The 12,213-nt window shown below is 64.7% G+C and carries 10 protein-coding genes and 1 pseudogene; 4 read left to right on the top strand and 7 right to left on the bottom strand.

Annotation, left to right across the window (positions count from 1 at the left end):
• Positions 1-66 precede the first annotated feature (66 nt).
• The 4 genes from IG194_RS23305 to IG194_RS23290 are packed head-to-tail and all read right to left on the bottom strand — an operon-like array spanning position 67 to position 3,997.
• Complete coding sequence (locus IG194_RS23305; protein ID WP_141679838.1) at positions 67-831, bottom strand: enoyl-CoA hydratase; 765 nt, start codon at positions 829-831, stop codon at positions 67-69.
• Positions 832-854: 23 nt separating this feature from the next.
• Positions 855-2,075, bottom strand: coding sequence for a CaiB/BaiF CoA transferase family protein (locus IG194_RS23300; RefSeq protein ID WP_064987664.1), 1,221 nt, complete (start codon positions 2,073-2,075; stop codon positions 855-857).
• Positions 2,076-2,096: 21 nt separating this feature from the next.
• Positions 2,097-3,461 carry an MFS transporter gene (locus IG194_RS23295; RefSeq protein WP_064987663.1) on the bottom strand — a complete coding sequence of 455 codons (1,365 nt, stop codon included), beginning with the start codon at positions 3,459-3,461 and terminating at the stop codon, positions 2,097-2,099.
• A 53-nt stretch (positions 3,462-3,514) separates the two neighbouring features.
• Positions 3,515-3,997 carry a MaoC family dehydratase gene (locus IG194_RS23290; RefSeq protein ID WP_058072879.1) on the bottom strand — a complete coding sequence of 161 codons (483 nt, stop codon included), beginning with the start codon at positions 3,995-3,997 and terminating at the stop codon, positions 3,515-3,517.
• Between the two features lie 242 nt (positions 3,998-4,239).
• On the opposite strand from IG194_RS23290, the gene IG194_RS23285 reads away from it, so the two are divergent.
• On the top strand, positions 4,240-5,115 hold the full coding sequence (locus IG194_RS23285) for a LysR family transcriptional regulator (RefSeq protein WP_058072880.1): 876 nt from the start codon (positions 4,240-4,242) through the stop codon (positions 5,113-5,115).
• 62 nt (positions 5,116-5,177) lie between these two features.
• Positions 5,178-5,387 (top strand): annotated as a pseudogene (locus IG194_RS33175) (EAL domain-containing protein); the annotation flags it as partial.
• Positions 5,388-5,611: 224 nt separating this feature from the next.
• On the opposite strand, the gene IG194_RS23275 reads toward IG194_RS33175, so the two are convergent.
• Positions 5,612-5,944: a hypothetical protein gene (locus tag IG194_RS23275; protein WP_058488871.1), complete on the bottom strand. Its 333-nt coding sequence runs from the start codon at positions 5,942-5,944 to the stop codon at positions 5,612-5,614.
• An 11-nt stretch (positions 5,945-5,955) separates the two neighbouring features.
• Positions 5,956-7,446: a polyphosphate:AMP phosphotransferase gene (gene pap, locus IG194_RS23270; RefSeq protein ID WP_009620467.1), complete on the bottom strand. Its 1,491-nt coding sequence runs from the start codon at positions 7,444-7,446 to the stop codon at positions 5,956-5,958.
• Positions 7,447-7,553: 107 nt separating this feature from the next.
• Here pap and mnmC point away from each other — a divergent pair, with 107 nt between their 5' ends.
• Positions 7,554-9,521 carry a bifunctional tRNA (5-methylaminomethyl-2-thiouridine)(34)-methyltransferase MnmD/FAD-dependent 5-carboxymethylaminomethyl-2-thiouridine(34) oxidoreductase MnmC gene (gene mnmC / locus IG194_RS23265; RefSeq protein ID WP_058488870.1) on the top strand — a complete coding sequence of 656 codons (1,968 nt, stop codon included), beginning with the start codon at positions 7,554-7,556 and terminating at the stop codon, positions 9,519-9,521.
• Between the two features lie 276 nt (positions 9,522-9,797).
• Here mnmC and IG194_RS23260 read toward each other — a convergent pair whose 3' ends face one another.
• Complete coding sequence (locus tag IG194_RS23260; protein WP_043300126.1) at positions 9,798-10,268, bottom strand: MarR family winged helix-turn-helix transcriptional regulator; 471 nt, start codon at positions 10,266-10,268, stop codon at positions 9,798-9,800.
• 140 nt (positions 10,269-10,408) lie between these two features.
• On the opposite strand from IG194_RS23260, the gene IG194_RS23255 reads away from it, so the two are divergent.
• The gene (locus IG194_RS23255; protein ID WP_058488869.1) at positions 10,409-12,178 is read left to right on the top strand and encodes an N-acetylglutaminylglutamine amidotransferase; all 1,770 of its coding nucleotides are present in this window, start codon (positions 10,409-10,411) and stop codon (positions 12,176-12,178) included.
• Positions 12,179-12,213: the final 35 nt, after the last annotated feature.

Here is a 12,213-nt window from a genome sequence, read left to right as displayed (position 1 = left end):
GCACAGGATCGAAGCTCCGAGCGCCAGGCTGGCAGGCGTCTGAACCTGTTGGCGGACAGCCCCGACTCAGCCACGGCGCCTGGAAATGAACTCGCGCATCGATCGACTAGGCTCGCCGGTGCCGAAGGCGTCACCGAAGCACGGGATGCTGGAGTCGATGGCATCGCCCAGCGCGTACTCCTCCCAGTCATTCAGCAGACACTTCTGGGCAACCATCGCCCCCGGCTGGATCTGCAGCAAGGGCTCCAGCACACGCTCCACCGCCTGGTCCAGTTCGGCGTCGTCGGCCAGGTCCGTGACCAGCCCCCACGCCAGGGCCGTCTGCGCGTCGATCGCTTCCGCCGACAGCATGAGCCAGCGCGCCCGCCCACTGCCAATCAGCGCAGGCAGCAAAGCCGCATGGATCACCGAAGGAATGCCCATCCTGACCTCCGGCATGGCGAAGCGGGCATTGCCCGCGGCCACCCGTATGTCGCAGGCCGCGGCGACTTCGAGCCCTCCTCCCAGGCACCAACCCTGGATTCTCGCCACCACGGGAACCCTGCACTGCCTCAAGGCAACGCACAGGTCGCGCAGGGAGGAAATGAAGCGCCTCCCCTCCTGCGCATCGAAATCCACCATTTCCTTTATGTCGGCGCCGCCGATGAAGGCCTTGCTACCCGATGTGCTCAAGACCACTACCCGAACGGCTTCGTTCGACGAGATGGCATTCAAGGCCGCAAGTACGTCGCTTACCACTTCGGTACCGAGAATGTTCAATGGGCCTGCATTCCTGATGCAGAGCACTGCAACGCCTCGCGAGTCGATGGAGAGGCTGACGTGATGGTTCATTGGCTGATTCCCTTTGCTGGTCATCAATCGCCGGCAACGATTCCAGCGTTCTTCAGCGCGTCGATCCGTGCCTTGTCGAAGCGCAGTTCGGAGAGTATTTCGCTGGTGTGCTCGCCAAGCATCGGCGGTGCCCTTCCGGCACTCACGTCCCCGGCCAGCAGCGGATTCCTGACGCAGGGAATGTCGCCTGCGCGGGGATGCCGAAGCGTCTGGCGAACGAGGCGATGCCTGGCCTGCACATCATCGAATGCCTGTTGCAACGTATTGATGGGTCCCCAGGGAATACCGGCGCCATCGAGAACTTCCTTCCAGGCCGAGCGGGTCTTCCTCGCCAGGAGCACGGCGACCGCCTCGCGCAACGCCGGTCTGTTGCGCAGGCGCTGCTCGTTGCTGGCGAACCTGGCATCGCTGGCAAGACCAGGCTCGCCCGCCAGAGCACAGAACCTGGTGAACTGTTGATCATTGCCGATCGCCAGGATCAGATAGCCATCGGCGCAGGCGAATACTTCGTAGGGAGCCAGGTTCGCATGGGTGTTCCCCATGCGCTCGGGCACCCGCCCGGAGATCAGGTAGCCAAGGTTATGGTTCGCATTGATGGCGATGGCAACGTCTGAGAGGGCGAGATCGACGTACCGACCGCTGCCGGTGCGAGCCCGCTCGATCAACGCCGCCAGGACTGCGGCCGTTGCGTACATTCCGGTGCTCAGGTCGATGATGGATGCGCCGGTACGCAACGGCCCCGCTCCGGGTTCCCCGTCGGGATGCCCGGTATAGCTCATGAGCCCGCCGAAACCCTGGAAGATGTAGTCGTATCCGGGGCGCCCCGCCATCGGCCCGGTTTGGCCGAAACCGGTGATCGACACGTAGATCAGGCCCGGATTGCCATCGCTCAGGCTTTCATAGTCGAGGCCATGCCTGGCCAGCGATCCGGACTTGTAGTTCTCGATCACGACGTCGGCCTGCCTGGCCAGTCGCCGGACCACCTCGGCCCCCTCGGGCCGGGAGAAATCGATGGCGATGGAACGCTTGCCCCTGTTGCAACTGAGGAAATAGGCGGACAGCCGCTCCTCGCCATCGGCCACCTCAAGGTAATGAGGCCCCCAGTCCCTGCTGTCGTCCCCGCCCCATGGGCTTTCCACCTTGATCACATCGGCGCCCAGGTCCGCAAGGTTCTGGGTACACCAGGGGCCAGCGAGAATCCTCGAAAGATCGAGAATGCGGATACCTTCCAATGCAGTATTCATTTTGCTCACCTGTGCAATGACTCAGTGGCCCGTGTGCTTTTCGGCAGGCACTCGCTCGCGAAACCCGAAGACGATCAACAGTCCGGCCAGGATCTGGATGGCGGTGACCAGGTACAGGCCGACCACCATGCTGCCCGTGGCCTCCTTGAGGATTCCGAGAATCCAGGACGACAAGAGACCGGAAACCTGCCCGAGGCTGCTGATGATCGCGATGCCCGCCGCAGCCGTGGTACGGGAGAAATAGCTGGGAGGAATGCTCCAGAACACGACGAAGGCGGCGTACTGACCGATCCCCACCAGCGTCAGGAAAACAGTGGCTGCCACCCAGTTGTCATGCATCGACGCGAGCATCAGGGAACCGATAGCGGTGATGCCCACGCTGAACATGAAATGCCAGCGCCTTTCTCCATGCCGGTCGGATCGGCGCCCCACGTAAACCATGGCGATAGCTCCCGCCAGGTTCGGGGCGATGGTCAGCAGGCCGATGGCGAACGCATTCTCGACGCCGGACTGCTTGATGATGGCGGGCCCCCAGACATTGAGGACACTCAGCGCCCAGGGGCTGAAAAAGTAGGCGACCGAGGCGATGAAGACCTTGGGGTCGGTGAGCAACTTGAGCAGCACGGCCTTGCCTCCATGCTGTTGCACCTTGCCTTGCTGGTCCCGTTCCAGGTTGGCCAATACCCGTCGCTTTTCGTCCTCGCTCAGCCATTTGGCGTCCATCGGGCCATCGCTGAGGTAGAAGAACGCCACGAAACCGATAATGACGGCGGGCAGGCCTTCGAGCAGGAACATCCACTGCCAGGACTTCATGACCGTGGAGCCTTCGAACAAATCCAGTATGCCGCCGGAAACAGGGCCGCCAATGACCCCGGCTATGCACAGTCCCAGCATCAGCAACGAGGTGACACGCCCACGTCTGTTGGCCGGGAACCAGTAGGTCAGGTACAGGATCAAGCCCGGGAAGAACCCGGCCTCAGCGGCGCCCAGCAGGATACGCGCGATATAGAATTGCTCGGGAGAACTCACGAAGGCCGTTCCGGCCGAAACCAGCCCCCAAAGCACCATGATCCTCATCAAGGTGGTTCGGGCACCCAGCTTTTCCAGCAGAATATTGCTTGGAAGCTCGAAGACTATGTATCCAAGATAAAAGATTCCGGCCCCCAGGCCATAAGCGGCGTCGGACAGTCCGATATCATCCTTGAACCTCAGGTAGGCGAAGCTGACATTGGCCCGGTCGATATAACAGATGACGTAGGCCAACAGCAGAAAGGGGATCAGTCTCCAGGTAATCTTTCTGTACAGTAGTGCTTCTTCTGCTTCCGACGCCAAGTCCGCTGAAGCACTTCCTACATTGCTTTTCGATAAAACTCCCAACTGGCTCATAGTGACTCCGTTCTTATTCTAATGTCACAGGAAAGAGCGCCGCTCCGGTATGATTACGCGCGCTTGCGAAGCAGATATCTCTGCCTGCCGCGCAATACTTGCTCACTTCGCTGATTGACGATGCATGAGGCCATTTCCAGCACACCAGTTGTCCGGCCAGGAATCAGTTCGATAATTTCCAGTGAACTGTAGAGCGTGTCTCCCACATACACCGGCTTGAGAAACTCGCTGCTTTGCCCCAGGAATGCCTTCAGCGAATCTTCCACCATGTGCGGAAACAGCCCCGCACCGGCGGCCGTCTGGATCGCGACCTGGAACCCGTGCGCCAGCATATTCGGCATACCGTGCGCCCGGCAGTATTCGATATCGTAATGAACCGGATGATTATCGCCGCTGGCCAATTGAAAGGCCGCGAAAAGCGCATCGGTCATCGTTCGGGACGGAAGAATGAAACGCTCGCCTATTTCGAAATCCTCGAAATAGCGTTGCGCACAGATCCGATGACTCGCGCAGGGAAGATCAGGGGAAGAATGCATGTATCGTAGCCCTATTATTTTTGAAATAGAAACATCTCAAGGTCGGTACGGCCATAACGACATAATCAGACTAGAGGTCTGCCGGACTGGAAAACAGTTGAAATATTCGAAGGGGGTGATCGGGATATTGGAAGGGTATGCTCAGACTTAAAAAACAGACTTGCCGAAACTTCCGATGGTGGTGAGGATATATTCGGCCAGGCGCCCCCTACCGACGACTCAATGCAAACCCCGAGGTGCCCATGCGATACGAGTTGACCGATCTACGACTGTTTCTCGCCATTGCCGAATCGGAAAGCCTCTCGATCGGAGCATCCAGCCGCTTCCTCTCCGCACCGTCGGCCAGCTACCGGCTCAAGAATCTGGAGCAGGCCCTGGGAACCACATTGTTCTTGAGAAGCGCCAAGGGCATGGCGCTAACGCCAGCCGGGCGCGTATTCCTGGACCATGTGCGTGGCATCCTCACGTCGGTCCAGCATATGGAAGGTGACCTGTCGCGCTTCTCCAATAACATCAGAGGGCAAATACGAATTGTCGCCAATAGCAGTTGCCTGGCCGGTCTGACCGCGCCACTTAGCCGCTATCTGGTCGCACATCCCAATATCAATGTGGAACTGGAGGAGCGGCTGAGCGAAGACATCGTTCTTGCCGTTACGGAAAATACGGCAGACATAGGCCTGCTGGCAGGCGAGGTCGATGTGATGGCGCTCGAATCCAAGCCATATGGGCAGGATGAACTGATATTGATCACTGCGGTTTTCCACCCCCTGGCCAACGCACAGCAGGTCAGCCTTGCCACCGCACTGGATTCCGACTTCATCTGCCTGGATCGCCGCAGCAGCAACTTCCTGTTCCTCTCCAAGCTGGCGGGAAAACTGGGGAAACGCATCAATGCCCGGGTGAACGTGCAGAACTTCCCCACGCTGCTTCAACTGGTCGAGGAAAACGTAGGTGTCTCCATTGTGCCCCGCAGCATTGCCAGCACAGCCATCAGTGAACATCGAATTGCCGGAGTCTCCCTGGAGGAATCCTGGCGACATCGCAAGCAGTGGTTGGTGGCGAATAGCTTTTCGAACCTTCCGCACTATGTCAGAAGCTTCATCTCATACATGACGTAACGCTCGGAACGCGGCTCGCAAGACCATACGAGCACTGCATCTTTTGCAGTCGCTTCCGCTGCCATTGGGGCCTGGCCTACCTGAAGCTCGACGGCAGCTACATCCGCGCCATCGACCAGAACCAGGCCAAGCGCCTGTTCATCGAGGCGGTGTTCCGCGCCACCAACAGCATCGACCTGCCGCTGATCGCGGAGATGGTGGAGAGCGAGGGGGAACTGCGGGTGTTGCGGGAGATGGGGATCAAGGGGGCTTCCATGTCGCATGACTCCTGAGCGCGGGTTTCGCTCGGCCTTCTGAAGGGGCGTTCCGGTGCGCTTGGATGTTTCTCTGGAAATCCTGCTCTTCGTAGGAGCGAGCTTGCTCGCGAACGGATGTTCGCTGGAAATTCCGCTGCGTCGTTTGTGGTGATGGGTATCGCTTCGCTCAACACCATCCTACGAAAAGCCATGCTCGTTCATGCTGTAGGAGACTCTGTCCGCGATTGGATTCACCACCCTCATAACAACCGCTCATCCTCCTCCTCCACCAAAGCCCCCAACCCATCCAGCCCCGCGCGGGTAGTAGCGCGGTCCTCCAGCTTGCGCCGGGCCGCCTCGGGCAGGTCGGTGTAGCGGATCAGGCCGCGGCCCACCAGCACGCCCACCAGGTCCTCGATCACCCGCACCAGTTCCAGGTCCGAGCGCTGCAGGGATTGCAGGCGCGCGTCCAGGGCGCCGCTCATCCAGGCCAGCACCTCGGGGTCGTCGGCCGGGGCGCCCTGGCCGCCGGCGAAGGGTTCGCGTTCGACCCGCACCAGGCGGCCGTTCTCATCGCGCTGCACGTAGACCATCGCCGTCTCCTTCACTTGTCCTTGTCGAACGCTGCCTCCAGCGCATCGTTGAGCGTGCGCAGCACCTTGACCCGGGCGAAGCGCTTGTCGTTGGCCTCGACCAGGGTCCAGGGCGCGATCTCGGTGCTGGTGCGATCCACCATGTCGCCCACCGCGTCGACGTACTGGTCCCACTTGTCGCGGTTGCGCCAGTCTTCCTCGGTGATCTTGTAGCGCTTGAAGGGAATGCTCTCGCGCTCCTTGAAGCGCTCGTACTGGGTGTCCTTGTCGATGGCCAGCCAGAACTTCACCACCACTATGCCGAACTCCACCAGTTGCTCCTCGAAGTCGTTGATCTCCGAGTAGGCGCGCAGCCAGTCGGCCGGCGGGCAGAAGCCCTCGACGCGCTCCACCAGCACCCGGCCGTACCAGGAACGGTCGAAGATGGTGAACTGCCGGCGCGCCGGCATGTGCCGCCAGAAGCGCCACAGGTAGGGCTGGGCGCGCTCCTCCTCGGTGGGCGCGGCGATGGGCACGATGTGGTACTGGCGCGGGTCCAGGGCGTCGGTGACGCGGCGGATGGCGCCGCCCTTGCCGGCGGCGTCGTTGCCCTCGAACACGGCCAGCAGCGAATGCTGGCGGAAGCGCTTGTCGCGGATCAGCGTGGCCAGGCGCGCCTGCTCCCGGGCCAGTTGCGTCTTGTACTGGTCCTTGCTCAGCGCCAGGCTCAGGTCGAGGCTGTCGAGCAGGCCGCGGTTGTCCAGGCTGGCCACCAGCGGCGCGGCATGGGGCTGCCGGCGCGGCCGGTCCTTGACGTCGAGCGCCGCCTGCAGGCCTTCGAGGATGGTGCGGCCGACGGTCAGGCTGCGGTAGCGCTCGTCCGCGCCTTCGACTATGTACCAGGGCGCGTAGTCGCGGCTGGTGCGGCGCAGCACGCGCTCGCCGTAGCGCACGAACTTGTCGTAGACCTCGCTCTGCAGCCAGTCGATCTCGCTCAGCTGCCAGGAGCGCTGGGGGTCCTTCTCCAGTGTCTTCAGGCGCTCCTTGAGCTGCTTCTTGGACAGGTGGAACCAGAACTTGAAGATCAACGCGCCCTCGTCGCAGAGCATGCGCTCGAAACGCTCGGCGGCGTCGATGGCCACGTCCAGGCGGCTGCTCTTGATGTCGCCGTTGACCCGCGCGTGGAGCATCTGGCTGTACCAGTTGCCGAAGAAGATCGCCGTGCGCCCCTTGGGCGGCAGGCGCCGCCAGAAGCGCCACTGCGGCGGTCGCGCGAGCTCCTCGTCGGTGGGCCAGAGGAAGCTGTCCACCTGGATCAGCCGCGGGTCCATCCACTCGTTGAGCAGCTTGACCGTCTCGCCCTTGCCGGCCCCCTCGATGCCGTTGATCAGGATGATCACCGGGAACCGCGCCTGCCGCTTGAGCTCGTACTGGGCCTCCAGCAAGGCTTCGCGCAGCTCTATGACTTCCCTTTCGTAGGTTTCCTTGTCGATGGAATGGCCGATCTCGGCGGACTCGAACATGCACTGCCTCCTGACTGCGGGTTGCATTGAAGGTAGCGGATGTGACGCAGGCTGTCTGCGCGGGGGATCGGCTAAAATGCGCGCTTCGCTTTCCTGCCGGTAGCCCCATGCCCGACCACCACAGCGCCCAGCTCGACTGGGACGAAAACGGCCAGCCCCTGTCGCGCGCCTACGGCGACGTGTACTTCTCCCGCGCCTCGGGCCTGGCGGAAACCCACCACGTGTTCCTCGACGGCAACCAGCTGCCGCGACGCTTCGCCGCACTGCCGGCGGGCGGGCGCCTGTGCATCGGCGAGACCGGCTTCGGCACCGGCCTGAACTTCCTCTGCGCCTGGCGCCAGTTCCAAGCCCTGGCCCCGGCGGATGCGCGCCTGCACTTCGTCAGCGTGGAGAAGTACCCGCTGCGCCGCGACGACCTGGCGCGCGCCCTGGCCCTGTGGGACGAACTGCGGCCCTGGAGCGAGCAGTTGCTGGCGCAGTACCAGGCCATCCACCCCGGCTTCCAGCGCCTGCTGTTCGACGGTGGCCGGGTAGTGCTCACCCTGCTGGTGGGCGACGTGCTGGAAACCCTGCCGGAGCTGGACGCACGCATCGACGCCTGGTTCCTCGACGGCTTCTCGCCGGCGAAGAACCCGGAGATGTGGACCGAGCCGCTGTTCGCCGAGCTGGCGCGGCTGGCAGCCCCCGGCGCGACGCTGGCCACCTTCACCAGCGCCGGCTTCGTCCGCCGCGGGCTGATCGCCGCCGGTTTCGCCATGCAGCGGGTCAAGGGCTTCGGGCAGAAGCGCGAGATGCTGGTGGGCGAGTTCCAGGGCCAGCCGCAGGGCGCCGCCAAGCCCTGGTATGCGCGCCCGCCGGCGCCCGTGGGCGAGCGCCGCGCGCTGGTCGTCGGCGGCGGCCTGGCCGGCTGCGCCACCGCCGCCAGCCTGGCTGTGCGCGGCTGGAAGGTGAGCCTGGTGGAACGCCATGGCGAACTGGCCGCGGAGGCCTCGGGCAATCCCCAGGGCGTGCTCTACCTCAAGCTCTCGGCCCACGGCACGGCGCTGTCGCGCCTGGTGGTGGCCGGCTTCGGCCATACCCGCCGGCTGCTGGAACGCCTGCAGCGCGGCCGCGACTGGGACGCCTGCGGCGTGCTGCAGTTGGCCTTCGACGAAGCCGAGGGCAAGCGCCAGGCGAAGCTGGCCGAAGCCTTCCCCGAGGACCTGCTGCAAGCCTTGTCGAAGGAAGACGCCGAGGCCCGCGCCGGTGTCGCCCTGCCCGCCGGCGGATTGTTCTTCCCCGAAGCCGGCTGGGCGCATCCGCCGGCACTGTGCCGGGCCCTGGCCGAACACCCGAACATCGAGCTGCTGAGCGGCCACGAGGTGCGCCTGGAGCGCGACGGCGGGCAGTGGCATGCCCTCGACGGCGAGCAGCGCCTGGCCTCGGCGCCGGTGGCAGTCCTGGCCACCGCGGCCGAGGTACGCGCCTTCCCCGGCGCGGCCAGCCTGCCGCTCAAGCGCATCCGCGGGCAGATCAGCCGCCTTCCGGCCACCGACGCCAGCGCGGCGCTGCGTACCGTGGTCTGCGCCGAGGGCTACGTCGCCCCGCCGCGCCTGGGCGAGCACACCCTGGGCGCCAGCTTCGACTTTCACAGCGACGACCTGCAGCCCACCGTCGCCGAACACCTGGGCAACCTCGAACTGCTGCGGGAAATCTCCCCGGACCTGCTGCAGCGCCTGGGCCCCCAGGACCCGGCAGCCCTCGAAGGCCGCGCCGCGTTCCGTTGCACCACCCCGGACTACCTGCCGCTGATCGGCCCGCTGGCCGCGCGCGAAGCCTTCGCCGAGGCCTACGCCGTGCTGGCCAAGGACGCCCGCCAGGTGCCCGAAGCGCCCTGCCCCTGGCTCGACGGCCTGTACCTGAACAGCGCCCACGGCTCCCGCGGGCTGATCAGCGCGCCGCTGTCCGGCGAACTGCTGGCAGCCTGGCTGGACGACGAACCGCTACCCCTGCCCCGCGCCGTGGCCGAGGCCTGCCATCCCAACCGGTTCTTCCTGCGCGAGTTGGTGCGGGGGCAGAAGAAGGCTGAAGGCTGAAGGCTGAAGGCTGAAGGCTGAACGGATTGTCACCGGGGCGTCCGGCGTGGCCGGCAAACCACCCCGTAGGATGGTGTCGAGCGAAGCGATACCCATCAGAAAATCGTAGGGCGCATAATGCCTACGGCGTTATCCGCCGTTTGGCCTTGGTTCCCGGCGGCGTCTGGGTTGACCTTGGCGTGGGCTGTGGCTTCGGTGCATCGGCGGATAACCGCGAACGGTTATTCGCCCTACGCTGAGGCACGGTCGTACCGCGATTGGCATTGCGTGGCCCCATCACTCCTCTTCCTCCTCCTCCGGCAACTCGAACAACTCCGCCGCCCGCAACAACCCCGCCAGCACCGCATGCCGCTCCCACTCGGGCAATTCGGCGAAGCGCGCCAGCACATACTCCGGCAACAGCGGCGGCGCCGACAGCAGCGCATCGCGGCCGGCGTCCTCCAGCAGCAACCACTGCTTGCGCCTGTCCTGCTCATCACGCCGGCGCGCCAGCAGGCCACGGCTTTCCAGACGGTCGAGCACCCCGGACAGCGAAGCCTGGGACAGGCTCACGCGCTTGGCCAGGCGGCTGGCGGTGATCTCCCGCTCCACCAGCATCACCTGCAGGATCAGCAACTGCAGCGGCGTCAGCCCGCCGAAGCGGCTCAGGCGCTTGGCGTGCACCTCGCTGCCCTGCTGCAGCCGCCGCAGGGCCTGGAACATGGACAGCGCATAGGCATCCTCCAAGGCATTTTTCCTTTCAACCATAATCAATCGTCCGTTCAAAAACCGCAGTAATTCATAAAAAAATCATAGAACTACTTTCACATGAAAGAGTCTTTCTGTTAACACAAAAAAGGGCCCCGGCCTGAACCCCATTCATCCCCAACGGAGAACCGGTAAGGAAAATGTGCGGCTTAGCAGGAGAACTACGCTTCGACAATCAACCGGCCGACCTCGCGGCGGTCGAACGCATCACCCACCATCTCGCCCCCCGCGGACCCGACGCCTGGGGCTTCCACAGCGAAGGGCCAGTGGCCCTCGGCCACCGCCGGCTGAAGATCATGGACCTGGCCGAAGCCTCCGGCCAGCCGATGATCGACACCACCCTGGGCCTGTCCCTGGTGTTCAACGGCGCCATCTACAACTACCCCGAGCTGCGCAAGGAGCTGGAAGCCCTCGGCTACCGCTTCTTCTCCGGCGGCGACACCGAGGTGCTGCTCAAGGGGTACCACGCCTGGGGCAAGGAGCTGTTGCCCAAGCTCAATGGCATGTTCGCCTTCGCCATCTGGGAGCGCGACGCCCGCCGGCTGTTCATCGCCCGCGACCGCCTGGGCATCAAGCCGCTGTACCTGGCCCGGGACGACAAGCGCCTGCGCTTCGCCTCCAGCCTACCGGCGCTGCTGCAGGGCGGCGGCGTCGACACCAGCCTGGACGCCGAGGCGCTCAACCTCTACCTGAACTTCCACGCCGTGGTGCCCGCGCCGCGCACCATTCTCAACGGCGTGCGCAAGCTGCCGCCAGCGACCTGGATGAGCATCGACGCCGACGGCCGCAGCGAGCAGCACTGCTGGTGGCGCCTGGACTACGGCTGCCGCGAGGACGAGCGCGAACTGCGCCTGGAGGACTGGGAAGACCGCGTGCTGGACAGCCTGCGCGAGGCCGTGGCCATCCGCCAGCGCGCCGCCCGCGAGGTGGGCGTGCTGCTCTCCGGCGGGGTGGACTCCAGCCTGCTGGTCGGCCTGCTGCACGAGGCCGGGGTGGACGACCTGCTGACCTTCTCCATCGGCTTCGAGGATGCCGGCGGCGAGCGCGGCGACGAGTTCCGCTACTCCGACCTCATCGCCCGCCGCTACGGCACGCGCCACCACCAGCTGCGCATCGGCGAGAACGAGGTGATCGAGCAGCTGCCGGCGGCCTTCCGCGCCATGAGCGAACCCATGGTCAGCCACGACTGCATCGCCTTCTACCTGCTCGCCCGCGAGGTGTCGAAGCACTGCAAGGTGGTGCAGAGCGGCCAGGGCGCCGACGAACTCTTCGCCGGCTACCACTGGTACCCGCCCATGGTCGACGCCGCCTCGCCGCTGCACGCCTACCGCGCGGCCTTCTTCGACCGCAGCCACGGCGAGTACGAGGCCACGGTGCGTCCGGCCATGCGCGTGGAGGACGTAGCCCAGGCCTTCGTCGCCGAGCACTTCGCCATGCCCGGCGCCAGCGACGCGGTGGACAAGGCGCTGCGCCTGGACAGCACCATCATGCTGGTGGACGACCCGGTCAAGCGCGTCGACAACATGACCATGGCCTGGGGCCTGGAGGCCCGCGTGCCGTTCCTCGACTACCGCCTGGCCGAACTCTCGGCGCGCATCCCGGCGCGCTTCAAGCTCGGCGACGGCGGCAAGCAGGTGCTCAAGGCCGCGGCGCGGCGGGTGATCCCGGCCGAGGTGATCGACCGGCCCAAGGGCTACTTCCCGGTGCCGGGCCTCAAGCACCTGCAGGGCAACACCCGGGCCTGGGTCAGCGAACTGCTGCTGGACCCGAGCCAGGACCGCGGCCTGTTCGAGCCGGCGCAGATCGACCGCCTGCTCGGCAGCCCGCAGGACGACCTCACCCCGTTGCGCGGCTCCAAGCTCTGGCAGCTGGCCGCCCTCAACCTCTGGCTGACCGAACAGGGACTCTGACCCAGCCAGCAGCGCGGGCCGCCGGCACCATACCG

The organism is Pseudomonas sp. ADPe (genome assembly GCF_014843515.1).
Taxonomy (GTDB): Bacteria; Pseudomonadota; Gammaproteobacteria; order Pseudomonadales; family Pseudomonadaceae; genus Pseudomonas; species Pseudomonas citronellolis.
Note: the sequence above shows the minus strand (reverse complement) of the source record. Positions and strands in the feature narration are given on the sequence as shown.

Bases quoted from the DNA above. Each gene is read 5' to 3' on its own strand.
- IG194_RS23300 (WP_064987664.1), bottom strand. From the start codon at position 2,075: ATGAATACTGCATTGGAAGGTATCCGCATTCTCGATCTTTCGAGGATT.
- IG194_RS23275 (WP_058488871.1), bottom strand. From the start codon at position 5,944: ATGGTCTACGTGCAGCGCGATGAGAACGGCCGCCTGGTGCGGGTCGAA.
- mnmC (WP_058488870.1), top strand. From the start codon at position 7,554: ATGCCCGACCACCACAGCGCCCAGCTCGACTGGGACGAAAACGGCCAG.
- IG194_RS23260 (WP_043300126.1), bottom strand. From the start codon at position 10,268: ATGGTTGAAAGGAAAAATGCCTTGGAGGATGCCTATGCGCTGTCCATG.
- IG194_RS23255 (WP_058488869.1), top strand. From the start codon at position 10,409: ATGTGCGGCTTAGCAGGAGAACTACGCTTCGACAATCAACCGGCCGAC.
- IG194_RS23290 (WP_058072879.1), bottom strand. From the start codon at position 3,997: ATGCATTCTTCCCCTGATCTTCCCTGCGCGAGTCATCGGATCTGTGCG.
- pap (WP_009620467.1), bottom strand. From the start codon at position 7,446: ATGTTCGAGTCCGCCGAGATCGGCCATTCCATCGACAAGGAAACCTAC.
- IG194_RS23295 (WP_064987663.1), bottom strand. From the start codon at position 3,461: ATGAGCCAGTTGGGAGTTTTATCGAAAAGCAATGTAGGAAGTGCTTCA.
- IG194_RS23305 (WP_141679838.1), bottom strand. From the start codon at position 831: ATGAACCATCACGTCAGCCTCTCCATCGACTCGCGAGGCGTTGCAGTG.
- IG194_RS23285 (WP_058072880.1), top strand. From the start codon at position 4,240: ATGCGATACGAGTTGACCGATCTACGACTGTTTCTCGCCATTGCCGAA.